At 69.1% G+C, this 22,899-nt stretch carries 26 protein-coding genes and 1 pseudogene; 16 read left to right on the forward strand and 11 right to left on the reverse strand.

Going from position 1 to position 22,899, the window contains the following annotated elements; all coding sequences use genetic code 11:
- Positions 1-886 precede the first annotated feature (886 nt).
- Positions 887-1,744 carry an acyl-CoA thioester hydrolase/BAAT C-terminal domain-containing protein gene (locus L1885_RS01885; protein WP_235795158.1) on the forward strand — a complete coding sequence of 286 codons (858 nt, stop codon included), beginning with the start codon at positions 887-889 and terminating at the stop codon, positions 1,742-1,744.
- 432 nt (positions 1,745-2,176) lie between these two features.
- Here the strand turns inward: L1885_RS01885 and L1885_RS01890 are convergent, their stop codons facing one another.
- Both L1885_RS01890 and L1885_RS01895 read right to left on the reverse strand, forming a co-directional pair.
- Entirely contained in the window at positions 2,177-2,794 is a 618-nt protein-coding gene (locus L1885_RS01890; RefSeq protein ID WP_372481840.1) for a hypothetical protein, read from the reverse strand.
- Entirely contained in the window at positions 2,794-4,206 is a 1,413-nt protein-coding gene (locus tag L1885_RS01895) for a helix-turn-helix domain-containing protein (RefSeq protein WP_235795160.1), read from the reverse strand. The genes L1885_RS01890 and L1885_RS01895 overlap by 1 nt, the downstream gene beginning before the upstream one ends.
- 132 nt (positions 4,207-4,338) lie before the next feature.
- On the opposite strand from L1885_RS01895, the gene L1885_RS01900 reads away from it, so the two are divergent.
- The gene (locus tag L1885_RS01900) at positions 4,339-4,551 is read left to right on the forward strand and encodes a hypothetical protein (RefSeq protein WP_235795161.1); all 213 of its coding nucleotides are present in this window, start codon (positions 4,339-4,341) and stop codon (positions 4,549-4,551) included.
- A gap of 64 nt (positions 4,552-4,615) precedes the next feature.
- Here the strand turns inward: L1885_RS01900 and L1885_RS01905 are convergent, their stop codons facing one another.
- Positions 4,616-4,786 (reverse strand): hypothetical protein, encoded by a 171-nt coding sequence (locus tag L1885_RS01905; RefSeq protein WP_235795162.1) that lies wholly within the window; start codon positions 4,784-4,786, stop codon positions 4,616-4,618.
- Positions 4,787-5,012: 226 nt separating this feature from the next.
- Between L1885_RS01905 and L1885_RS01910 the strand changes: the two genes are divergently transcribed.
- Entirely contained in the window at positions 5,013-5,576 is a 564-nt protein-coding gene (locus L1885_RS01910) for a hypothetical protein (protein WP_235795163.1), read from the forward strand.
- A 108-nt stretch (positions 5,577-5,684) separates the two neighbouring features.
- On the opposite strand, the gene L1885_RS01915 is transcribed toward L1885_RS01910, so the two are convergent.
- Both L1885_RS01915 and L1885_RS01920 read right to left on the reverse strand, forming a co-directional pair.
- Positions 5,685-6,776, reverse strand: a complete 1,092-nt coding sequence (locus tag L1885_RS01915; protein WP_235795164.1) for a helix-turn-helix transcriptional regulator — start codon at positions 6,774-6,776, stop codon at positions 5,685-5,687.
- Positions 6,777-7,109: 333 nt separating this feature from the next.
- On the reverse strand, positions 7,110-7,334 hold the full coding sequence (locus L1885_RS01920) for a hypothetical protein (RefSeq protein ID WP_235795165.1): 225 nt from the start codon (positions 7,332-7,334) through the stop codon (positions 7,110-7,112).
- Positions 7,335-8,162: 828 nt separating this feature from the next.
- Between L1885_RS01920 and L1885_RS01925 the strand changes: the two genes are divergently transcribed.
- The 3 genes from L1885_RS01925 (at position 8,163) to L1885_RS01935 (ending at position 9,568) form a co-directional block, all read left to right on the forward strand.
- The gene (locus L1885_RS01925; protein ID WP_235795166.1) at positions 8,163-8,519 is read left to right on the forward strand and encodes a hypothetical protein; all 357 of its coding nucleotides are present in this window, start codon (positions 8,163-8,165) and stop codon (positions 8,517-8,519) included.
- Between the two features lie 85 nt (positions 8,520-8,604).
- Positions 8,605-8,838, forward strand: coding sequence for a hypothetical protein (locus L1885_RS01930; protein ID WP_235795167.1), 234 nt, complete (start codon positions 8,605-8,607; stop codon positions 8,836-8,838).
- A gap of 319 nt (positions 8,839-9,157) precedes the next feature.
- Positions 9,158-9,568 carry a hypothetical protein gene (locus L1885_RS01935; protein ID WP_235795168.1) on the forward strand — a complete coding sequence of 137 codons (411 nt, stop codon included), beginning with the start codon at positions 9,158-9,160 and terminating at the stop codon, positions 9,566-9,568.
- Positions 9,569-9,672: 104 nt separating this feature from the next.
- Here the strand turns inward: L1885_RS01935 and L1885_RS01940 are convergent, their stop codons facing one another.
- On the reverse strand, positions 9,673-10,641 hold the full coding sequence (locus L1885_RS01940; protein WP_268983480.1) for an ATP-dependent DNA ligase: 969 nt from the start codon (positions 10,639-10,641) through the stop codon (positions 9,673-9,675).
- Positions 10,642-10,743: 102 nt separating this feature from the next.
- Entirely contained in the window at positions 10,744-11,394 is a 651-nt protein-coding gene (locus L1885_RS01945; RefSeq protein WP_235795170.1) for a GAF and ANTAR domain-containing protein, read from the reverse strand.
- Positions 11,395-11,717: 323 nt separating this feature from the next.
- On the opposite strand from L1885_RS01945, the gene L1885_RS01950 reads away from it, so the two are divergent.
- The 4 genes from L1885_RS01950 to L1885_RS01965 all read left to right on the forward strand — a co-directional run bounded on the left by L1885_RS01950 (position 11,718) and on the right by L1885_RS01965 (position 15,471).
- Positions 11,718-12,380, forward strand: a complete 663-nt coding sequence (locus L1885_RS01950; RefSeq protein ID WP_235795171.1) for an HNH endonuclease family protein — start codon at positions 11,718-11,720, stop codon at positions 12,378-12,380.
- A gap of 183 nt (positions 12,381-12,563) precedes the next feature.
- The gene (locus L1885_RS01955) at positions 12,564-13,478 is read left to right on the forward strand and encodes an MIP/aquaporin family protein (protein ID WP_235795172.1); all 915 of its coding nucleotides are present in this window, start codon (positions 12,564-12,566) and stop codon (positions 13,476-13,478) included.
- A 140-nt stretch (positions 13,479-13,618) separates the two neighbouring features.
- A complete protein-coding gene (locus L1885_RS01960; RefSeq protein ID WP_235795173.1) occupies positions 13,619-14,494 on the forward strand; it encodes an alpha/beta fold hydrolase in 876 nt (291 codons plus the stop codon).
- Positions 14,495-14,568: 74 nt separating this feature from the next.
- Positions 14,569-15,471, forward strand: coding sequence for an alpha/beta fold hydrolase (locus L1885_RS01965; protein ID WP_235795174.1), 903 nt, complete (start codon positions 14,569-14,571; stop codon positions 15,469-15,471).
- A gap of 27 nt (positions 15,472-15,498) precedes the next feature.
- Here the strand turns inward: L1885_RS01965 and L1885_RS01970 are convergent, their stop codons facing one another.
- Positions 15,499-16,368: a helix-turn-helix transcriptional regulator gene (locus L1885_RS01970; protein ID WP_235795175.1), complete on the reverse strand. Its 870-nt coding sequence runs from the start codon at positions 16,366-16,368 to the stop codon at positions 15,499-15,501.
- A gap of 167 nt (positions 16,369-16,535) precedes the next feature.
- On the opposite strand from L1885_RS01970, the gene L1885_RS01975 reads away from it, so the two are divergent.
- From L1885_RS01975 to L1885_RS01985, 3 genes are all read left to right on the forward strand, one after another.
- Positions 16,536-17,312: an SDR family oxidoreductase gene (locus L1885_RS01975; RefSeq protein WP_235795176.1), complete on the forward strand. Its 777-nt coding sequence runs from the start codon at positions 16,536-16,538 to the stop codon at positions 17,310-17,312.
- A 286-nt stretch (positions 17,313-17,598) separates the two neighbouring features.
- Positions 17,599-18,096, forward strand: a complete 498-nt coding sequence (locus L1885_RS01980) for a hypothetical protein (protein WP_235795177.1) — start codon at positions 17,599-17,601, stop codon at positions 18,094-18,096.
- 290 nt (positions 18,097-18,386) lie between these two features.
- Complete coding sequence (locus tag L1885_RS01985) at positions 18,387-18,701, forward strand: DUF6233 domain-containing protein (RefSeq protein WP_235795178.1); 315 nt, start codon at positions 18,387-18,389, stop codon at positions 18,699-18,701.
- On the opposite strand, the gene L1885_RS01990 is transcribed toward L1885_RS01985, so the two are convergent.
- The 3 genes and pseudogenes from L1885_RS01990 to L1885_RS02000 form a co-directional block, all read right to left on the reverse strand.
- Positions 18,698-19,177 carry a hypothetical protein gene (locus L1885_RS01990; protein WP_235795179.1) on the reverse strand — a complete coding sequence of 160 codons (480 nt, stop codon included), beginning with the start codon at positions 19,175-19,177 and terminating at the stop codon, positions 18,698-18,700. The two genes, L1885_RS01985 and L1885_RS01990, sit on opposite strands and share 4 nt — an antisense overlap.
- A gap of 67 nt (positions 19,178-19,244) precedes the next feature.
- Positions 19,245-19,502, reverse strand: a pseudogene (locus L1885_RS01995) (hypothetical protein); the annotation flags it as partial.
- A gap of 60 nt (positions 19,503-19,562) precedes the next feature.
- On the reverse strand, positions 19,563-19,766 hold the full coding sequence (locus L1885_RS02000; protein WP_235795180.1) for a hypothetical protein: 204 nt from the start codon (positions 19,764-19,766) through the stop codon (positions 19,563-19,565).
- Positions 19,767-19,912: 146 nt separating this feature from the next.
- On the opposite strand from L1885_RS02000, the gene L1885_RS02005 reads away from it, so the two are divergent.
- The 3 genes from L1885_RS02005 to L1885_RS02015 all read left to right on the forward strand — a co-directional run bounded on the left by L1885_RS02005 (position 19,913) and on the right by L1885_RS02015 (position 22,595).
- Complete coding sequence (locus tag L1885_RS02005; protein ID WP_235795181.1) at positions 19,913-20,173, forward strand: GntR family transcriptional regulator; 261 nt, start codon at positions 19,913-19,915, stop codon at positions 20,171-20,173.
- 272 nt (positions 20,174-20,445) lie between these two features.
- Positions 20,446-21,594, forward strand: coding sequence for a ParA family protein (locus tag L1885_RS02010; protein WP_235795182.1), 1,149 nt, complete (start codon positions 20,446-20,448; stop codon positions 21,592-21,594).
- Positions 21,591-22,595: a ParB/RepB/Spo0J family partition protein gene (locus L1885_RS02015; protein WP_235795183.1), complete on the forward strand. Its 1,005-nt coding sequence runs from the start codon at positions 21,591-21,593 to the stop codon at positions 22,593-22,595. The genes L1885_RS02010 and L1885_RS02015 overlap by 4 nt, the downstream gene beginning before the upstream one ends.
- Positions 22,596-22,899 lie beyond the last annotated feature (304 nt).

Below are 22,899 nucleotides of genomic sequence, written 5' to 3' on the forward strand. Positions count from 1 at the left end.
CGCGCGGTCACCTTCGGAGACACGACGCGCGTTCCTACGGAACGCCAGCGATGCCACCGCGCTTCGCGCGATCGGTCGGCCTGCGGCCTCCCTTGGCTGGTCACCTTCGGTGACCTCGGACCTTCGGTCCGGGCCCGGCCTTCGGCCGGTCCTGCTGGCTGGCTACGAGGAGCGGGGACCTCGTTTCGGGGAAATCCCCTGGTCTTACGTGGTTCTGATGGGGCGTCTCCGTTGTCCTGGTGCTTGATGCCGGGCCGGCCTCTCTCCTCCTCGTCCCTGCATCACTACATTATGTACCCGCCCCCACCGCACGAAAAACCCCGCCACGACACACCGAACTGACGAACCATCACCACAACACACCAACAACCACCCCCCTAACTGGTCTATACTACTAATTCCCATAAACACTCCCTAACCCTGCAAAAATTCCCCAAATATGCATGAATAGCAATACCCTGCCAGCACCCCAAAACAGCCTTTCCTTTTCCCCCGTAGAGGCGGGCACCGATACACAAGCGCTCTAAAATGGGTCTACCGAAATAGCGGCGGCCCGTAGGGGCGGTTCCTTTCTGCCGATCTTCGGCTTCCGGTCTGAGACGTAGCGCCGGACCAAACTCGACCTTGGACATCTGCGGCATGACCAGGACCTTTCGCCAGGAGCACCTCGATGCTGTCCTGGCAAGTGCCCCAGTGACGTCGAAACTCCTACCGCCTCGCCACCACCCGACCCGGGCCGAAGCCACGGCCAGCTGTGGGAGCTCCTGCTCTCGCCTCCACGGATAGCGGGTCAGCGCGGAATCGCCTGTCACCCGTGCGGGGCACCAAGGCCGAATAGGCTGCCCCAGCACACCGAGCACCTGATGGCAGACGGCAGAGGTACCACATGCAACTGACAGAGCACGAGCTAACCAACCCTTGGGAAGGCGTCCTGATTACTCCACTGGCTGGCTCTGACGTCGGCGTTCTGGTCTTGGCGGGCTCCAGCGGACGCATCGAACGTGAGAGAGCACGCATCCTTGCCGAGCATGGCATTGCGACCTTGGCGATCCGCTGGTTCGGTGGGCCCGGACAGTCTCCGGGAATCTGCGAAGTCCCCTTGGAAACCTTCATCAACGCCATCGATCTTCTCCGCTCCAGTGGGGCGCGCCGCATCGGCATCCTCGGCGTCTCCAAAGGGGCTGAAGCAGCTCTGCTCACCGCAGTGCACGACCCGCGCGTGGACCTGGTGATTGCGCTGTCGCCGACCTCGCGGGTCTGGTGCAACGTCGGACCAGGCCGCGACGGCAAACGGCTGCCTTACCGATCGTCCTGGACGTGGCGGGAGCAGCCACTTCCCTTCGTACCGATGGACGATACCTGGCCGGCCACACAACCGAATGGCGGTCCGGTGGCGATCCGCGGATGGTACGAACTCAGCGAGACGACCTTCAACCATCTGGTTCCTTCGGCGGAGATACCTGTTGAGAAGGCCCAGGCTGATCTGCTGCTTGTCGCGGGAGGCGACGACGCGATGTGGCCGTCCCTGCCCTTCGCCGAACAGTTGGCGCAACGTCGGCGTTCGGCCGACGTCCAGGTGGAGCTGATCACTCGCCATGATGCTGGCCACCGACCACGACTTCCGGGTGAAAGCCCGGTGTCGGCCTCCCCGCACTTCCAATACGGCGGCACACCCGAAGCTGACGCACTCCTGGGCGCGGCTGCCTGGCGACACATTCTCGACGCGCTTGGCAGCGGAGGCTGACAGACGGGCCTCTTTGCCGTTCTGACGCCGGACGGTCCGGGCTCGACGGCCCGCCGCCTTGAGGGGCGGCGGGCCGTCACATGCACTGACGTCATTTCACGCGAACATGCATGAGGCCCGCACCGGCACTCGCTGCCCAAACGGCTGGACAAACGCTGCTACTGAAAGGGAACGAAGCCACTGTGGCCATAGGCCGTTCAGGGGCCGGTTTCCGGTGAACGCGCCAAAGGCGCACGGCGTTTCGGCCGCTAAGGCCCGCTAGGGAAGTGTGCGGCGTGCCGTGTGGCGCCCTGGGCCACGCCCGGGAGAAAAGGCTCTGAGGGCCCTCTCGCCGCCTTTGCTGCGCCTCGGCGGTCCTGCTGCGCCCTGGAACGCGAGAAGGCCCCTAGTCGCCTGGTACGACGTCCGGGGGCCTTCGGCGGGGTGTGGGGGTCAGGCGCCAATGCTGATGCTCGATACGTAGGCGTAGGCGGCGTACATGGAGTCGAGGTCTTGGATGACGTCGAGCCAGATGTCGTCCATAGCGTCCACGTCGCCGTCCGCGTAGGCGGCCACGACGTCGTCCCAGATGTAGCGGCCTTGGATGCTGCGGACCTGGTCGACGTTGTGGCGTGCGCGTCCGCCGGTGCCGGGGCCGGCCGAGTAGCCGCCCAGGACGTGGGACTGGTCGACGGGGTAGATCTCGATGCGTCGGCCTTGGCCATCGTTGTTGAGTAGGCGTACGAGGGCGCCGGAGCGGATCAGGTTCGCGCGGCGTCGCTCCTGGTATGCCTTCTCCACGGCGTCGCGCTTGGCCGCGCTGGGGTGTCTGCCGGCCTTCCAGGAGCGCAGCAGGCGGGGGCTGACGCCGTGCTCTTGCAGTGCCTTTTTCCCGGCGGGGCTGGAGAGGTAGCGCAGGCGGGCGTTGAGGCCGCGGTGGGTGGTGATGGGTGAGGTGATGCCGCCTTCTCGGACGAGGCGGTCGACTTCGGCCATGAGGGCTTCGGCGCCTTTCTTGCCCTGGGCGCCGAATTGCTGCCATGCGGGCCACAGTTCGGATGCTCTGGCCATTACTGGTCGCCTCCGAGCGTGTATGTGCGCTTCTGTTTCACCTGGGACAGGTCGCGGCCTTCCCCGAACACCTGGCGCCAGTCACCGGCGACGTGCAATTCGTCGGTGCCGGACATTTCGATGACTGTCAGTCCGGACGCGTGTGCCTTCTGTGCTTTGCGCCAGAGGTTCGCGAATGCTTGCGCTCGGATAATGTGCATCCAGTCGGGCCGTCGAATCTCGCGGTTGGCGCTGGATTCTCCGATGGTGGACACGAACTTAGAATACATGAACTTCACGTATTCCGTGGTGAGTTCGTCGTCTTTCGCGATGGCTTCCTTGCGTACTTCCACCAGGGCGCGGCGCATTTTCTCGAGCAGCCCTTCGGTGCTGCCAGACGTCAGCGACTCGTGAATGGTGGGCGCCTTGCACAGGCCGTTTTTCGCGCAGTCGAGGAGGAGGCGAAGCGTGGGTTCTGCGATCCACAGGTCGCCTGGGACCTTCCGGGCGCCGAGCGGATTGGGGAGGTCGGAGGTCGTCCACTGGGGCGGGGTGATGCGGTGGATGCCCGAGCGTCGGGGGTCGAGGGCGGCCTCGTCACCGGGCGAGGGCACCAGCCGGCCGATCGGGAGATGGGTCTTGAGCGCGGCGAGGTAGGCGGCGTTCATGTCCAGGGCGGTGACGTCCAGGCGCATGAGGCCCGCGCCGGCGGCGCGGTGCAGCTCGCTCGCGCGCCACTTCGGCCGGCCTTCCCACACCTCGTCGGCGCCCTTCTGGCTCTTCTTCTTCAACAGGTCGGCGGTCGGAGGGAACTCCGTGTGCTCGTAGCGGCCGCCGACGCGGGAGAACTTGAACAGGGCCATCACGTCCGGAATCGCGCTCCTGGTGAGCGCCGCCTTCGCTGTCTCCAGGTCGCCCTGGTGCTCCGTCAGGGTCCGCGTGACCGTCGCCCGGATCTCGTCCGCGAGGGGGGCGGAGGGGGACGTGCGCCGCCGAGGCGCCGGGGCCGGGGCCGGGGCCGGGGCCGGCGGTTGCTCGGGCGACGGTTCGGGCTGCGCCGGCGCGAGGGGCGCCGGCACGCGCTCCGCGGGCGGCGCAGCGGGCACGGCGGGCGGGGGTGTGACGGGTGCGGGGCTGCCGACGGTGGGCACGGGAGCCGGCGGTGTCTGCCGTCCGCCCCGACTGTGCAACGCGGGGGCGAGCCTCTCGGCCGCGTGCGTCGGCCCCGCCAGCAGATCCAGCGGGAGCATCCCGTAGTGCGCGGCCAGCAAGTCGACGTCATCGAGGGACCAGGAGCGTTGCCCCTTCTGCTTGCGGGACACCTGGCCCTGAGTCTGCCCGATACCCGCAGCAAGGTCCGACTGCCGCTCACCGGTCTGCGCCATCAAGGCGGCCACGGTGAGCCGCAGCAGATCTTGAGTACTCATCACCATGACCACAAACTAGCATGCAGAATGCCAATCTGGCATTCTGCATGCTGTTTGAGTCTGCGGTTTCCACCCCCCGCGCGCCGCTTGGCCGGGAGGACGCGGCGGCTCGGGGGCCAGGGGTGCAGGCTGGGGAGCATGGCAGATGTTCCGATCGTCGTGCACCGGCCGTCGGCCACCGGCGGCCGGCGCGTCACCATCCGCGACCGCATCGTCGGTCTCGCGCACTCCGACCACGACCTGATCGTCTTCCTCGAAGCCGCGGGCCTACTGGACCCTGAGGGCCTGCTGGACGATCCCGCGTGGGTCGAATGGCGCGGCGCCCGCCCCCACCACTGGGAAGCCGCCTGAGGCGAACACACGGGCAGGGCCCGGAGCCAGGCGGCTCCGGGCCCTGCCCGTGTACGGAGGGGGGTCAGATGGCGTTCGGGTCCTCGCCCACCAGCCGTGACAACAGGCCGACGATCTCTGCATGGTTGCGGTCGATCTTGGACTCCAGGGCAGCGAGCCGGTCCTCGATGAGGGCGAGGCGGGTGGCGGCCGACCCGGCTTCCACCCGGAGGTGAAGGACATCGGACTTGATCACGGACAGGGCCGCGTCGACCCGGGCGAGTTGTCATCGCCGCGACCGATCGCGGCGACGGCCCCGCTCTGGGCGATGGGGTCGTCTGGCATCAGGTGATCCGTTCATGAGGCGAGCCGCGCTGGGCGCGGACGACCAGGGTGGCAGGTCCACTGCCGCGGCGTCCGTCTGGGGGACCACGTGCCCGTCGCCCGCCGGTGCCAGCGCGCAGCCGCTCTAGCGTGCCGGTATGGACGAGAGCCCGATGCCCGAGCCGCTGCGCCACATGATCCACCAGCTGGTCGCCGAAGCGGTGCTGAAGTGCGAGGAAGTGCTGCGCTACACCCAGCCCGACCTGGTACACGACTGGGAGCGGATGACGCTGTACCGAGCCACGGACGCCGCGGACTCCCTCGACAAGGCCTCCCTGCTGATCGCGGCCTACTGCCAGCGCGACGGCATGAGCCAGGACAGAATCAACTGGTACCTCCAGACCGACCAGCAGCGCAGCCGCGCCGCCGGACCCGGCTCCTCGGAGCAGCAGCTACTCGCCGGCCTCCTGGGCGAGCCCGCCCCCAGCGAGGCCGACGACGAGAACGGGATGGACTACTCCTGGGGACAGCGGACTGCCGAACAAGCCCGCACGCCCGAGAGCGACCCCATGCTGCTCCTCACGCAAGCCTGCCTGCACGGCCTCTCCACGCGCCTGAGCGACGACGTCGACGCCCTCGACACCTACCTGCCCACTCAGACCGCCACCACGGCCCGCAACGTCGCCGCGGCCCTGCACGCACCCCAACCCGCCGCCGGATGAACAGCACCCGATTCCCGCGTGGGACTTCCGGCACCCGCGCGTAAGACCATCCGGGGTCGACGGGCCCCGGGGCGTGGTCCTCATGCTCGCTGACCAGTGATGCGGTGACTATGTGGCAACAGGCGAAGTTTTGGACCAGAGTGCGTTCGCTATGCGGGGTGCGGGGATGCGGGGGTAGAGGGCGCCGTATCGGTTGCGGTGGCGGCGGGTGAGGGTGAGGCCTTCGGTGGTCACTATGACGTGTTGGATGTCGTCGGCTCGTCGTTCGTGGTCTACGAGGACGAGTCCTCGCGCGATGAGCCCTTCGTAGGGGTCATCGCTTTCGTACCAGAATGGATCGGTTTGAGCGGCTGAGATCGTGTTCTTGGGCATCACGAGGGTGGCGAGGGTGCGCCACTCCTGGCTCGTGAGCGCTTCGGCGAGAAAGCGTGCGAGCGTCGATGCGGCGGTTGCGGGTGCCGTGTCCAGGCGCGCTCGGAGGTCTTCACGCTCTGTGGCTGCCGCGTTTGCCTGGCGCTCGCTTTGGGCGTATGCCGCTTCGACTTCGAGCGCGGCGAAGCGCCTGACCATGCTTCGGTACAGGCTCAGTTCGAGGTTGACGAGCCGGCACACCACGCTGACGGGCCGTCGCAGCAGTGCGGCGACGGCTATCAGGTCGTCCTCGTCAGGGTTGACGACGGCGAGGCGGTGGCGTTCTCGGCCTCGCTGAAAGAGGTGGCCGAGATGGTCGGCGATCGCGTCCCGGCGGGAGGCTGCTGCGGGGTGGTTGTTGAGGGCTCGGTGCACCATGCGAAGGGGGACGTGGAGCTGGTCTGCGAGCCTCAGGAGCAGGGTGCCGTCCCGGGCGGGGAGTACGGCCTGCGTTTCGAGGGCGCGGTAGGCGGTACGGCTGATCTTGAGTTGAGTTGCGAGGTCGGCGGCGGTGAGTCCTGCGTAGGAGCGGAGGTCTTTGATCTGGGTCAGGTGGTTTCCTCCGGGCTCGTAGAGCTCGCGGGGGTGGACGCCGAAGATGCGGGCCAGTTCCAGGATCCTAGGGCGTTCGGGTACGGAGGCTCCCGACTCGTAGGCGAGGATCCTGGACTTCGACGTCTTGAGTGCGCGGGCGAGGTCGGCGGCGCTGAGCTTGTGGCCGTCGACCTCTTTGTTCTGCCGTAGAGAGCGCAGGATCTCGGCGTCGAACTTCGCTGTTCCGCGGGCCATCCCGGACCTCCTTGCAATTGCGTCCCGTACGCGAAGGGTACCGTTAAGGGTCACGGGTCGTCGTTCGTGACCTAGTCGAGAGCGCTGACAGCATGTCAAATATCGGCATCTACGCGCGGTGGTGGTACCGGTAAGGGGTAAAACGTGTTCCACTGGGCGTGCATAAGCGGCAGGGTCAGTGCGACAGCGTGATGCTGTGACTCGTGGGTAACCCTCACAGGAGCACGTGCGTCCACTTTTTAAAAACGACGCAACCCGCGTCCAGGAGTGGAATCTAGAACGCGGGCCACGTCTGCCGGCATCGGCATCAGGCGGCGGGTGAGGTTGCCTTCCTCATCCGCCGTTGCCGTGGATCAGGACGAGGATCGCAGTGACGAGAGGGAGAACCTCCGTCGCCAGCTTGACCCATGTCTGCCACGTCACGCCGTCCGGCTCCTCCGGGTCGTGCGAGTCCGGGAGCTCAACGGGCCGGTTCGGCTTCTCCAGGAGATCGTCCTGGTCCTGCGAACCGGGAGCCCCATCGCTCCGTTCCTGCGGCGACCTTTCAGAGTCGGCCATGCTGCCGAACTCCTTCCTCGAGGGGTGACCGGGTCTGTTGACCCGGCCCGGGTGGTAGTGCCCGCGCGGAGCCCTCCAACCGACCTCTGGAAAGAGTTGAGATGAGACTACCGGGTCAACGCTGCGGCGAATGTCGCTCGAATGGGATCGCAACTGCCATCCTTGCGAGCGGTCTAGACAACACGTCAGCTCTGCGGCCTTCCCGGAGGCGTTGAAACCGCCTGGTCCGAGGGGGCATTGGCGAATTGTCACGCTCCGTGAGACGTAAGGGCAGAGGAACACCCCGAAGGACCAAAAGGGATAATTCGGAAGTAAAAAAAGTTGGCCCGTCTTAGCGGAATGTGATCAACCGGACACGCGAATGGTCGTCTGGCCCCGCCACGCCGACCCGTACGAGGTAGCGGGCAGATCCGCAGCCTCGGGCAGGCCGAGGCGGCCCTCGGCCCCGAGACTTCCGGAAGCAGCACTGCAGGCTGCCCACGGCGAGCTTCCCCGCTCCCCGGCACCACCACAGACACACCCGCCCCGTGCGCATGCCGCTGACCACGAGACCACAGGCGGCCAGCGGGCCGCCGGCTTCCTGATGGGGCGCCAGGCTTTCGCAGGTCAAGGCCTGTTCAGGTTGGCGCGGCCGAGCTGAATTTCGTCTTTCCTCAGGGCAGTCTGAATGAACGCTCACCCGGCTCCACCAGCACCCAGCACAATGCGTGCATGACTCATCACCCAAGCGCAAACGAGGTGGAGGGCTCCGGACGTCAGAGGCGTCCACCGTGGCCCCGTTGGGCCACCGCCCTCACCATCACTCTGCTCGGCCTATACGCCATTGCCATGGCGGTGGTGCTGGACGTCACCGTCTATCCGTCCCTGCACCACGACCACGGGCTTGGCTCACTGGAGGCTGCGGGGGTTCCCTTGTTCTGTGTGGTCGCGCTCGGGGTGGCCGGCGCCTTCCTGGAGCTGATGCCATCCAATCCGTGGGCATGGGCGCTGCTCGCGGTAGCCGTGGGCACCGTGGGCTACTTCAACTACCTCATGTTCGACCAGCCCGTAAAAGGCGACGCGTGGCTCGGCCTGGTGCTCGTGACAGTCGTTGAGCTGGCACCGTGGGCTGCGCTGTGCTCCGTCTGGATCCGCCTCAGCACCGGTATGACGGGGGCAGAGGTCATGGGCCGCCGGCGCGCGTGAAGTGCCGCAGCGGCGGGCGGTCTGGCCCGCCTCCCACCCGCCTCCGGCCTCGCGCGCACGTGCGCGCGAGGCATACGATGATCACGTGATTGCACGACGTGCCCTAGGCTCCGGTCCTGCGAACTCTCCGCACGGCGTCCGCGCCCCCGAGGCCGACCTCCGCAACACGCTGCCCGGGGTGCGCCTGCCCGACCTGAACGAACTGCGCGCCCGCGGCGTCCTCGCCACACCCCCGGCACTGCCCGCTCCCGGCCCCCGGCGCGCCCTGGGAACGGGCGGTCACCAGCCAAGCAGGCCCGGCGCCGGCGCTCCCGCCTGAACCATTCCCGGGAGCCGGCGGATCCCGAGCCGGACTTCCCGGCAGGGTGCCTGAGGGAAGTAGTCGGCGTCGGCAGTACGTCCTCGCAACTCCCTGGACCCGCACGTCAACCCGGGCGGGCCGCCCTGGAACGAGCAGTGCCCGAGGCAAGTTGTAGGGCAACTTGAAGAGCAAGTTGAAGGGCCACTTGAACGGCAACTTGTAGGGCCAGTTGTAGGGCAAGTCAGCGCCGGCCCACCGTGCGGCGCTCGCGGCCGACCGGTCGTCCCCCTGCGGGTGATGTCCCGTGTCCCCCCGCCCACCCAGGGGTTGACCCGATATGAGACGAACGATCATCACCGCACTGCTGGCCGCCGCGGCGATCCTCCCGGCCTTGGCGGCGCCGGCTTCCGCTGCCGGGTGCCGGATCGCCGGCGACCGGCTGTGCGTTCAGGCCGCCGGACACCCCGGGGCCCTGGTGGAGCTCCACGTCCGGCGCCAGGCCGGCCACGACCACGTCCTGGGCGCGGCCTACATCCCCGAGCGCGGCTCGGTGTGGCTGGAGATCCGCCACGGCGGGCGCGCCAGCCGCGCCGGCAGCTACCACGTGCGCCCCGGGTCGACCATGGACGCGAAGCGGCCCGCGCTCCAGTCGACGACCGGCGGATGGCGCTACGACGGACCCGGCTACTCCGCCCGCGCCTGCGCCACCAGCCCCGGCACCAAGACCGTCTGCACCGCCTGGCACTAACCTCCCCGGCCCCGGCCTCTACCCGCCCCTTGGGGCGGGTGCCGGGCATGGAGCGGCCGGGGGCCGTCGGCGGGGAAGGAGGCCCGACACCCGCCGGCGGCCTCTCACAGTGTCTCCGGGTCCATGTCGGTGCGCAGCCGTAGGAAGCGCACGGGGTGACGGTGGCGCCCCGGTCCCCCGCCGCGTGCCGGGTCGACGGCGCTGTCGGTGCGGAACTCGACCGCATGCTCGGGCTCGACCGGCGTGAACTCCAGCGGCTCCCGCGAGCCCCACGACGCGCTGAACCTGACGTCCTGCCAGGGATGCCCGGGCCCGGCCGGCGTGAGCAGCGCACCGAGCAGGGCACGGTCGGTCGCGGCGAGCGGTGTCGTGCGAGCGACCAGGCACAGACGCCCACCCGGGCCGTGTCGGCCGAGAAGCAGCGTCGTCGGCGCGCTCGGGCGGCCGGTGACACCGGCGACGAGCGCTTCGGTGGTGTCGTAGGCGCGGACCTTCGACCAAGCGCCGGTCCGCTCGCCCGGCCGGTACACGCCGCCCACGGTCTTGATCATGACCCCCTCGATACCGACCGACGCATAGACCGGCTCCAGCCAGCCGGCCGCCTGCTCCCGGTCGTGGGTGCACGAGATGAGCGTCCACGGCGCCCGCAGGGCCCGGCGGGCGAACAGCTCGACCAGCAGCTCCCACCGCTCGGCCTGCAGGCGGCCCAGGAGGCTGCGGCCGCGGTGCTCCAGGACGTCGAAGACCACCACATGGGCGGGGTGCGCGACGGCGGCCGCGGTCGTGGTCCGGCCGCGGCGGCGGGCGCGCTGCTGCAACGCCCCGAAGTCCAGGCGCCCCTCGGGGCCGAGGACGACGAGTTCGCCGTCCAAGACGACGTCCTCCCCCGCGAACTGGACGCCGCCGGCGGCGACGTCCACGAACGCGCCCGTCAGGTCCGCGCCCCGCCGCGACTGAAGGTAGACGGCGCCGTCGCGGACGAACACGATCACCCTGAAACCGTCCAGCTTCGGCTGATACAACATCGGCGCCCGACCCGCCGGCGGCAGGGCGGGCATCGGACGGGCGAGCATCGGCGCGATCGGCGGAGACAGCACCCTGTCACCCTTCCCGCCCGGTCGCGCCCGTCCCGCCGGCGGCCGCCGTATAGGTGACCTGCGGCTCGCAACAGCGTGTCAGCGTTCGATGTCGCCGCTGTCCGCGATCTGGCGGGCGAGGTCGCGCATCTTGATGTTGCGCTCCTGGGAGAGGGTCCGCAGCGTGTCGAAGGCCTTCGCCTCGGTGAGGTGGAAGCGCTCCATGATGATGCCCATGGCCGCGCCGATGGTGTTGCGGCTGTCCATAGCCTGCTGGAATTGCTGGGTCGTGCGGGCCCCGGCTAGGGCTACCGCCGCGTGGGAGGCCAGGGCCCAGCCCGCGGTCTCGCTGTCGTCGGTGAAGGCACCCGGCCGGTGCGAGTACAGGTTGAGCGAGCCCAGCTGCTGCTCCTCGGTGTAGAGCAGGAAGCCCATCATGCTGCCGATGCCGAGATCACGGGCGCGAGGCGCGAAGCGCGGCCACCGGCCGGAGCCCTCGGCGAAATCGGCCAGGCGGTAGACCGGTTCCCCATTGCGGCTGGCGTCGAAGCAGGGGCCCTCCTGCACGGCCTCCTGGAGCATGTCGGACTGCACCACCAGCACATTGGTCGGAGCGTGGCTGTGCACGCGCTGGCCATTCAAGACGAGGACACCGGCCGCCTCACAGCCCTCCACCAACGCGGCCGCGGACGTCGTGATGCACTCCAGCGTCCCCTCCACGGAATCCTGCGCGAGTAGCTCCCGAGACATCGACGCCAGCCGCAACGCGTAGTCCTGCCAATCCATACGTGAACCCCGTTTCCTGCGGCGTACTCGTTCGCTGTCGCTCACCGCGAGCCTACCCAGGCCACGATCGTCCCCAGGGGCACCGGGCTGGCCATCCCAGGCCCTTGTCCGCGCCCGCTCCCACACAGGTCGTGCCGGAAGTGCACAGCATGATGTAGTAGCCCTGCCAGTCCGTGCGCGTCCCGCGCGCACGCGCTACCCACGCGCCCCGAGCGCCCGCCCCACCAAATGAGTGACGTAGCGTCAGATACAGAGCGGGACAGGGCCGGCCCGCGTTACGAACAGGCATGACCACCACCCTGCGGGCCCTCGGCCTCGCCCTGCTGACCGCCCTGCCCCTCATCGCCGCGGCGCCAGCCCGCGCGAACATGCCGGCCCCCACCACCATGCCGGTCGCCGACGGCATCCACGCCCTGACCGTCGCGCCCGAAGCGCGCGCCGGCTACGAGCGCGCGAAGTTCAAGCACTGGATCGACGCGGACAAGGACGGCTGCAACACCCGGGCCGAGGTCCTCATCGAGGAAGCCGTCACCGCTCCGTCGGTCGGGCCCGGTTGCAAGATCACCGGCGGAGCCTGGCGCTCGTATTACGACGACACCACTGTCACGGCTGCGTCCGGTCTCGACATCGACCACATGGTGCCCCTCGCCGAAGCATGGGACTCCGGTGCCTCCGACTGGACTCCGGCCCGCCGCGAGGCCTACGCCAACGACCTCACCTCCCCCCGCTCCCTGGTCGCCGTCACCGCGAAGTCCAACCGCAGCAAGAGCGACCAGGACCCGGCCGAGTGGATGCCGCCTGCCGCGGACGCGCAGTGCCACTACCTCTCCGACTGGGTCTCCACGAAACTGCGCTGGCGCCTGGCCGCCGACCCGACCGAACTCGCCGCCCTGGAACAGGACGCCGCCGACTGTGACGACACCCGCGTCACCTACGACCCGGCGCCGTAGCAGGCTGCGGCGACGGCCGGCGCCCACTCTTTCGCCGGCAGGGCCGGCGTGCGCGCTACGAATGCGGCCGAGTGGGTGTATCCCCCTGTCCCTGCGGCTGTCGGGACGCCGGGTCGCGTCGTTGCCCTTAGCGTCGGCACGGTGTGAGCGCGGCGTGCAGCCGCCCGGCAGAGGGGAGTGGACGTGGCTGTTCAGGGTGTGCGGCGGCGTGGTTGTGCTGAGGGGCTCGGCGGTGAAGTCTTGGCCGAGTTCCTCGGCACGCTGGTACTGATCCTGCTGGGTTGCGGATCGGTGGCCGTAGCCGTTGTGGGCCTGCCGACGTCGGGTCGGCAAGCCGAGCCGTTCGGCTCCGGCAACTGGTTGATCATCTCGTGGGGCTGGGGGCTCGCCGTGATGGTCGGGGCGTATATCGCAGGCGGTGTCACGGGGGCGCACCTCAATCCAGCGGTGACCCTGGCGTTCGCGGTTCGCCGGGCGCTCGCCTGGCGCAGGGTGCTGCCGTACTGGGGCGCCCAGTTGGCGGGCGCGTTCGTCGGGGCCGCGCTCGTGTACGCCACTTACCACTGGGCGATCGACGCCTTCAACCTCACGGCGGGCACCGGGCGGCAGCAGTCCATCAACACTTTCTCGATCTTCGCGACGTTCCCGGCCCAGTTCTTCGGCGACTCGTGGTGGGGACCGCTCCTCGATCAGATCGTCGGCACCGGGGTCCTTGTCGTGGCCATCTGTGCGCTCGTTGACAAGAAGAACCTGGCACCCGGGTCCCACCTCGGGCCGTTCCTGATCGGCCTGGTGGTCTTTGCCATTGGTCTTACCTTCGGGACGAATGCGGGCTACGCGATCAATCCGGCCCGTGACTTCGGCCCTCGCCTGTTCACCTTCTTCGAGGGGTGGGGCACGCTCGCGCTGCCGGGTACGTTCAAGTGGTTCAGCGGCTACTGGTGGATTCCGATCGCGGGCCCCCTCATCGGCGGCATCGTCGGCTCCCAGGTCTACGACCGGCTCATCGCCCCGGTCGTCCGGGCCCGCAGCGGCCCGGCCCAGCACGGACACGTCCAGGCCACAGACGGACACGAGGGTGCCGGAGCGCCGGGATAGAGACCGCGTGCAGACCGCACAATCTCCCCATAAAGTATTGGAAGCCGACAAAGTACTTGCCGAGCCTCCGCCGCAGCGTGGGCCGCACCACGGAGTCGATGGTCCGCCGCGGGTCGAGGCCCAGCGGAAAGGCGGGCATCATGCCGTTTTCGCAGCCGACTCAAGGCTTCCGCCTGCACTACGAGCGCTCGGGTGAAGGGACCCCCGTCCTGCTCGTGCACGGCAATCCGGGAGATCACAAGGAGTACGAACGAGTCATTCCGCTCCTAGGCGACGACGTCGATGTCGTGACCCCGGACTTGCGCGGGTACGGGAAGTCCGACAAGCACCTCGACAATGTGGGCAACGCCTACTCCCTCACCGGCCAGGTGGACGGGGTGATCGCGCTCCTGGAGGAACTCGGCATCAGCAATGCCGTGCTGTGCGGGTACGACGTGGGCAGCTTCACCGTCCAGACCATCGCCATGAAGCGCCCCGACCTCGCACGCTCCCTGGTCATCGCACCGCCCACCCTGGGCGTCGGGCGCCGGATCCTGGAAGAGAAGGCCGTCAACGCCTTCCTTCACGCGATCATGTACAAGACGCGGCTGGTGGAGGACCTGATCGACGGCAAGCCCGAAGCCGTCCGCGCGGCACTGCGCGAGAACCTGGAGAGCTGGTCGCCCCCGGGCTCGCCGGCACCCGCGGCCCTCCTGGACCACCTGACCGACAACCACTCCGCGCCCGGGGCGTTCGTGGCCAGCGCCATGTGGTTCCGCTACCCAGAGGGCAACCCCATCACGTTCTACGCCAACGAGACCAAGCCGGCGCCCGGTGACCGGTTCTCCAAGAACATCACCATCCTGTGGCCGGACAGCGACGCGCTGTTCCCCACCGAGTGGAGCGACACGCTGGGCGACTACTACAGCGACTTCGACCTGCACTTCATGAAGAACACCGGGCACTTCAGCCCGGTCGACGACCCGGAGACGTGGGCCGAGCACATCCGCAAGCACGTGAAGGCCGCCACAGCGTAAGGCCACACGGCACCTCGCGTGATGCCGCCCACTGCACGCGGTGGGCGGCAGCCGCCCGTCGCAGGAGTTGCACGATGCCTGACCTCCACCATGGGATGTTCCACCGCGAGGGCCTGCGAATCCACTACGTGAGCGCCGGCACTGCGCCCGTCGACGGCGGGCGCGACCGAACGCTCCTGCTCGTGCACGGCTGGCCCCAGACATGGTGGGAATGGCGCCACATCATGGAGCCGCTGCGCTCCGACGGCTGGTTCGTCGTGGCTCCCGACGTCCGCGGGGCCGGCGGTTCTTCGAAGCCCGCAGGCGGCTACGACAAGCAGACCATGGCAGGCGACCTGAGGGCTCTGCTGCACCATCTCGGAGTGCGCAACCCGATCACCGTCCTGAGCCACGACCTGGGAATGCTGGTCGGCTACGCCTATGCCTCGCTGTGGCCCGAGGAAGTCGAGCGCCTCATGGTCTCCGAGGCCCCCATCCCGGGCACCAACGGGTATGAGAGCGCGGTGGCGACGAGCACGTACAGCCAGAACAGGATCTGGCACTTCCACCTGCACGGCGCCGCCGACAACGCCGCCGACATGCTCATCGCCGGCCACGAGTTCGACTACCTGCGCTCGTTCTACGTCAGGCTGAGCGCGAACCCCGACGCGATCTCCCTGGCGGACGCCGAACGCTACGTCGCCGACTACACGCAGCCCGGGGCCATGCGCGCCGGCCTCGAACTGTTCAGGGCCTTCGAGAAGGACGCGCAGGACAACCGGCGCGTCCTCGCGCAGAAGGGCAAGCTGAAAATGCCCGTCCTCGCACTCGGAGGGACGGCCAGCTTCTTTCTGCCCATCGCCGAGAAGATGCTCCTCGAGGTCGCCGACGACGTCACCGTCCGGCCGATCGAGGACTCCGGCCACTGGCTGGCCGAGGAACAACCGGAAAAGCTCCTCCAGGCCCTACGCGCATGGTTCGACGAAACCGGCGCCTGATCTGCTCGCCACCGCGCCGCGGCTGGTTCAGGCGCGGTGCGAGGGTGTGGTGTCGGGGGCGGGTGAGTTCCAGGACCCGAGCAGGCTCAGCGCCTCCTCGCTCGGGGAGCCCGGCTCCACGTTGTACACGTACAGGGTCTGCTCGGCGTCCCCGGGGACGGGGAAGGACTCGAAGTCGAAGTGCAGGTCACCGACCACGGGGTGGTGGTGGACCTTTCGGCCGTGCGTGCAGCGCAGCACCCGGTGGTCGTTCCACCACGTCGTGAACTCCGGTGAACGCAGTGTGAGCTCACCAACCAGGTCGGCGAGCTGCCGGTCGTGCGGACGGCGCCCTGCCTCCAGACGCAAGATCGCCACGGTCTCGGCGGCGATGCGCTCCCAATCACCCACGCTCTCGCGCGCGGAGGGGTCCAGCAGGTAGTAGCGCGCCAGGTTGCGGGCCGGCGCGGGCAGCGCGTCGAAGTCCGTCAGGACGGCCCGGGCGAGCCGGTTCGAGGCCAGGACGTCGGTGCGCCGGCCCAGGACGTACGCCGGCACGTGCTCCAGCGTCTGCAGCATGAGGTGGAGGCCGGGCCGTACGCGCTGCGGCGCGGCCGGCGCGCGACGCCCGCCGGCCCTCGGCCGGGCCAGCAGGTCCCGCAAGTGCTCGCTCTCGGCCGTGTCCAGCCGCAGGGCGCGGCACAGCGCGTCGAGGACCTCCGGCGAGGGGTTGCCCGCGCGGCCCTGTTCGAGGCGCGTGTAGTACTCGGTGCTCATCCCCGCCAGGCGGGCGACCTCGTCGCGGCGCAGCCCCGGAACCCTGCGGGTGCGGCCGTCGTCCGGCAGTCCGGCCTGGTCCGTGCTCAGGCGGCCGCGCCGCGTGCGCAGGAAGTCGGCGAGCTCGCTTCGGCTGTCCATACCCCCAGTGTCGCGCCACACGCGTGCGGCACTTCGCGCTGCGGGTGGCCCTGCCGGTACCAGTCACCGCAGTGCCCTATCGGGGCCCTTTTCCGCAGGTCAGGCGGTGTTCTTCTGGATGAGCGGCACCGGGCCGCCACTGCACACGCATCGGAAGGTACATCGCAATGAGCCTGCTGACTCCCCTGGCCCCCCTCACCGGCCGCGTCGCCGTCGTCACCGGCGCATCCAGCGGCATCGGAGAAGCCACCGCCGAGCACCTCGCCGCACTCGGCGCGAAGGTCGCCGTGATCGCCCGGCGCGAGGACCGGCTCACCGACTTGGTCCGGCGCATCGAGAAGAACGGCGGCACCGCGCTCGCGCTCGCCGTGGACGTGACCGACGCGCAGGCCGTACGCGCCGCGGCCGACCGGGTCGCCGCCGCGTTCGACGGCGCCGACATCCTGTTCAACAACGCCGGGGTGATGCTCCCCGCCCCGATCGAGGAGCTGGCCACCAACCAGTGGCAGCACCAGATCGACCTGAACATCACCGGCCTGATGAACACCATCGGCGCGTTCGTCCCTCAGCTCGTCCAGGCCGCCGCCGAGCGCGGCGTCGGCGACCTGATCAACACCTCCTCGATCACCGCACAGAACATCTTCCCGAACTTCGCCGTCTACTCCGGGACCAAGGCGTACGTCACGCACCTCTCCCGGCACCTGCGCGCCGAACTGGGCGCGAAGAACGTCCGCGTCTCCGCGATCGAACCGGGCATCGTCGGCACGGAACTCCAGAGCCACGTCACGTTCTCCGCCGCACGCGAGTGGCTGGAGGGATCCAAGGACACGATGGAGTGGCTGACCTCCGAGGACGTCGCCCACACCGTCGGCTTCCTCGCCTCCCAGCCGCCGCGGGTCAACCTCCAGCAGGTCACGATCATGCCCACAGGACAGCCGAGCTGACCGCAATCCACCACGGCAGACAGGCCCGGCCCCCCGGGGCCGGGCCAAGTGGCCGCCATCGTCGACGCCCAACTCCGCCCTCTCGTTTCCGTCACCAGTCCACCGCGCAGACAACCCACGACGCGACCATCAACGGGTGCTCTCAGGCGTAGGTTGCAGGGTCCGCGATCGTGCCACTCACTGTCGTCCACCTGCCGGCCCCGGTGGTTCATCCGTTGCGGTGGCCCGGCCGTGCGCCGGCACCAGCGCAGCGGACCCGGGCGGCACAGTGGGCACCATGCGCTCCATGATCGCCGCAAAGGCTCCTGCGGCCGGGCTGCTCGCCGCGGCCCTGGTGACCGGCTGCACCACTGTGCAGCCCGCGGCGCCCCGGGCCACGCCCGCCTCCGCTGCGGCCGGGGTCCGGGCGGCTGCCGCGTTCGTCTCCACCCGGCCGGCTCCCCCCACTCAGGCAGCAGGAGTCTCCCGCCTCACCACCATGGGCAAGCCAGCGCCCCACCAGGAGCACCACGCCGCCGTCCACCGGCCGCACCAGCGGGTCGCCGCAGCGGATCGGCACGTACGGCAGCTCACCGGCGCGGCCGGTGGCCGGCACTACCGGTGGAGGCCGCGACCGGCGCTCCAGCGTCCGCACCACCGTGCCCGCCCGCGCTGGGCGCCCGCACCCGTCCGCATCTCGCGGCGCCGCACGGCACCGACCTCCCAGATGCGGAATCTGTGCGCCCGAGCCGACCACGTCATCCCGCAGGCGGCATCCCTGTGCCACAGCGCCTACGGCCGCTGAACGCCGCGAGTGGCCGACTCGCGCCCATCGCACCTGATTCGAACGTATGCGCGATAATGCGGGTATGGAGACTGCCGCCCCTCGCAGACCGGTCGCCCCGGCGTGCCCGTCCGAGCAGGTGGGCCCGTGTGCCCGCTGCCACCAGCCCACTCACCGCTACGGCCACGGTGGCAACCCGCTCTGTCCGACCTGCCGCGCCCGCCGGGAAGCCGACCCGGACCATTGGTGATGCGAGCCGCTCCGGCCGCCAAGGCGGCCCCGTGAGCCCGGACCCGGCAGATTCGTCGCGGATGGAGCTCCTTCAGTTCCTGCGCCGCTTCCTTCTCCAGGACCTCGCGCGCATCGACGTGTGGATCCAGCAGGAGACGCTCCACGCGGAGAGTCGGCGCGGCCAGCAGATACAGGCGAGCCGGGCAGCGCAGCGGCCGTGGTGGGTTCATCACGACGACGGGCGGCCCATCCGGCTGCACGTGGCCAACTGCTTCTTCATCTCCCGCCACGACGGCGGCCACGCCTGCACCCGCCAGCAGGCCATCGAGGCCCTCGCGGCCGGCGCGGAACCCTGCCCCGGCTGCCGGCCCGACAGCGACCTGGGCACCGACTAGGGCCGCGGGCTGCGCAGGGCGCGGGCGGCGGCCTCACAGGCACGCGCGAGCGGCTCGCGTGCCACGTCCGGCAGCCCGCCGGCCTCTGCGGTACGGCGCAGGTGCGCGAGTGCCTGCGCCCATTCCACCGCGTCCTCGGGCAGGGTGTACGGCTCGCCGCTCAACCGGGCCGCGGGCACCTCGCGCACCTCGCCCGGCTCCCGGCGCACCACCGTGCGCACGATCGTCTCCGTACGCTCCACCACCCGCACCACAGGCTCCTGGACCTGGCCGCCCTCGCCCGGCGGGCGCCCCGCACGGGCCTGCGCCGTGCGCAGCTCATAGGCGCGGGTGCGGTGAGCAGCGGTGCAGTACTTCGGCGGGCGCCCCGTGCCCTTGTAGGGCACCGGCTTCCCGCACCACGCACACGTGCGCGCGACCAGCTGCTCGCGCACCGACCGCCGCTCCTGCCCGTCACCCACCGGATCTTTCGTCACAGACGAAACGATAGAGAACGCGAAATACAGCTCGGTCGCAGGCCCTTGAACAGGCTCTGCTCAGGGAGTCGCCTTCCCAGTCCCACTTGGCCGGCTGACCGTTGCGGGGCCCGTACATGGCCCGGCCGCCGGGCCCGTAGAGCCCGATCTCCGTGCAGAGCGCGGCGCCCTCCACAAGGGATTCGGCGTCCCAGCCCGTCACGTCGACCAGGAGGCCGTCCAGCGGGCCGCCCACCAACTCCCGGTACTCGCGCCCGGGCCGCGGGCCCGGGTCCGGGTCGTCATGATCAGCGCCGTACACCCGGCGCGGCACGAACTCGTCCATGCCCGGCAGCATGCCAGCCACCCCCGGCAACGCCCGGCCGGCGCAGTCGCCGACCGCGAGTCAGGTCGCTTTGGTCGCGCGCCATACCGCCTTGAGCGTCTGAGCCTTCGCGCAGTCGATACCCGTCGCGCACGGCGTGCATTTGCGGGTGTGGCCGGTGTACGCGCGCCACGCCTCATCCACGCGCATCTGCTGTGCCTCCACCGCCTGCTGCACCGGGCCGGCATCGGCCCCGCTCCCGCTGCTTCGCCAGCTTGAGCCCATGTCGCTCGCCTTCCCCGTCACGCCCCGCGCCGATCGAGAGCGCGGGGACTGCACCGGAACCGAGCGTACCGCCCACTACAGCTCCATAGAGCTGTATGGAGCTGTTCAGATCTGCGGGGAGCTGTCCCTTATGTGAGCGTGCGGCCATGGACGACGAGCAGGACACCCCGGAGGGCCCATTCCGCGCTAGCTCACCCGTACCGGTGTACGCGCAGCTGGCTGACGAACTACAGCGGCAGATCGAGGCTGGCGAGCTGAGCGCCGGCGCCCGGCTGCCCGGCGAGCGCGACCTGGCCCGCACCTACCGCGTAGCCCTCGGTACCGCCCGCCGCGCCATCCAGGAACTGCGCGACCGCGGGCTGATCGTCACCACCCACGGCAAGGGAAGCTTCGTTCAGGATCGCTGACGCTGAACGGCGCCTGCCTCCAGTGTTGAGCAGGGGGCTTGTGGTGCTCGCCCAAGCCGGTGGATGTTCGTGAGCCGCGGGGTTCCCAGCGCCTCGTGCTCTCCCTTGGGAGCGCCGTAGCGCCAGATTGGGCGGTGCGGCTGCGTCCTCAATCAACTGGGCCCGGTTGCATGCCCGTTCGGCTCATGGCAGGAGCAGGCATTCGGGACACCTGTCGCAGTTGCGGATCGATTACCTGCCATTACCCAGCCGACCTAGTAATGTTCGGCCTCATGAGCATCCCAAGCCCTCGCGGAGACCGTGAGAAGCTAATCACCGCTCTTACGCCTCAGCTTCGTCGTCTGCTGAAGATCCGGGCGTTCGAGCACGGCATGGACATCCAGGACGCTGCGGAGCATGCCATCCGGGCGTGGTACGACCTGCCGAATCCGCCCGAAGTAGCCACTGACGGAGCGAAGACCTGGGGCACGTTTCTGCCTCCCGGCGAGCCCGAAAAGTTCAAGGAAGCCTGTGCCGACCGCGGCGTGACGTACGTTCAGGGACTCGCCCAGGCGCTCAGTCTCTGGCTGGAGGCCCATCCCTCGCCGACTGCGCCTCTGACTGCCCAGCCGGTCACGCGGGTCATAGTCGCCAACCAGAAAGGCGGCGTCGGGAAAACCTTCATCAGCAGCGGCGTCGCACAGGCCCTGGCGGAGTCAGGCAAGCGGGTCCTGATCGTCGACTACGACCCCCAGGGCCACCTCACCTCGGAGCTCGGGTTCGAGGACTTGATGTACGAGGACGACGTGGAGACGCTCCTCATGCACATGGAGGGGACCGCGAAGGGCGACATCCACGACCTGCTCGTGGCACTGGACCATCCGCGGTTCGGCGAGCGGCTGCATCTCCTGCCGGCATCCGATGACGCGTTCCTTCGCGACGTGTCGCTGTCCAAGGTGTCCTTCAGTGAGGCTGCGCTCGAGCGAGCACTCGAACCGCTGGAAGCCGACTACGACGTCATCATCATCGACGGGCCGCCCAGCCTCGGCCTCAACATGGACACCGCGCTCTACTACGTACGCCGACGGGAGGGCGAGCTCGCCGATCGGTCGGGCGTGATCACTCCGGTGTGGGCCAACAAGGCCTCCCACCGGGCCTTCAAGCTCCTCACCAAGCAGATGAATGACCTCTGCGTGAAGGGCCGGATCAAGGTCGACTACCTGGGACTGGTCGTCAACGCCTACGACAGCCGCCGCGGAAAGCTCGTCAGCCAGAACAAGGAGCAGTGGGAGCGCAGCGCCTCTCCGGCAGTTCTCGCTGTCATCGGGGACCTCAAGGAAGGGCGCGAGGCGAGCGACGGGGAGATTCCGTTGCTGGAGTACGCCCCCGAGAGTGAGCACGCGAACGCGATGCGGGATCTGGCGAAGGAGCTGGCGGTATGAGGCAGACGAAGCCCCGTAACCAGGGTGAGCGTGTGACGCAGGGGTTCGCGATCAACCCGGAGGCAGCGGAGTCGGCTGAGCCCGCGCGCAAGGTGAGGACTCGTGCACAGATCCTCAAGGGTGAGGGCCGGCGGCCGCCGGCCGCGGTGGATCTGGCTGCGCTGGCGCATAACCCGTTCAACCCGCGGGAAGAGCTCTCCGATGTCGAGGAGACCGCTGAATCGTTGCGGGTCAGGGGACAGGTCCAGCCGGTCACTGTGGTGCGGCGGGGCACGTTCCTGTCGGCGCACCCTGGCCAGGAGGAGCTTCTTGGTGATGCCGAGTACGTGGTCATCGACGGCAACCGTCGTCTGGCCGCCGCTCATCTCGCCGGGCTCGGAGAGCTTCGGATCGACGTCAACGATGATCTGGCCACCAGCGCGGCAGACATCCTTGAGACAGCGTTGATCGCGAATGTGCATCGGGTGGACGTGCCGCCGATGGATCAGGCCAAGGCAATCCAGGCTCTGGTCGAAGTCCACGGCTCGCAGGGGAAGGTTGCCGTGCGGCTCGGCAAGACGCCGGCCTGGGTCTCGCAACGTTTGGCGCTGTTGGAGCTCACCCCGGAACTGCAAGAGAAGGTCGAGACGGGGGAGTTGCGGGTAGAGCCCGCGCGCCGCATCGGCCGCATGCCGAAGGAGCAGCAGGCGGTCGAGGCCGAGGTCGCCATTAACGCCGTTAAGACCCCCCGCCAGCGATCACCTCGCAAGGACCACGCCCAGGCTCAGCCGGAGCCGACCGTTAACGCCGTTAAGACCTCCGACAACGACCCGAGCGAGAGGCCTCCCGCGAGCTCCACCGTTAACGGCGTTAACGCCGATCGAGCCGGGCGGGCCACGTCGCCTCTCACCATTCCGGATCCCTCTCCCGCGGGGATCGTGGAGGTGCTCGTCTCTTCGCTTGCCTCGGACGCTCTGCACGAGGTGGCGGAGCTTCTCGTAGCCCGGTTGCCCAGCGAGTGACGTCGGGGGCCGACCGGCGCCCCTGCTGTCCCGAACCGATGTCCGGGACAGCAGGGGCGCTTCGCATGTACGGCCGTGTGACCGCAAAAAGGCCCCGCAGCCAGGGTCTGGCTGCGGGGCTGAAAGCGGGGGTGGTAGCTGCGGACTCCGGGCACGTGGCTGCGCGTGCCGCAGGAGGGTCGTCAGGGTCGTCTTACCTGGTCGTGACGACCCAGCGGTCGTGGGCAGGCAGCGTACGTCCGGATCGTGCATCAGCTCCCCAGTCAAGGCACTGAGGAGGTCGGTCACGTTGTTGACCGGCGCC

Origin of the sequence: Streptomyces fuscigenes (genome assembly GCF_021556455.1) — a bacterium.
In the GTDB taxonomy this organism is placed as follows: domain Bacteria; phylum Actinomycetota; class Actinomycetes; order Streptomycetales; family Streptomycetaceae; genus Streptomyces; species Streptomyces fuscigenes.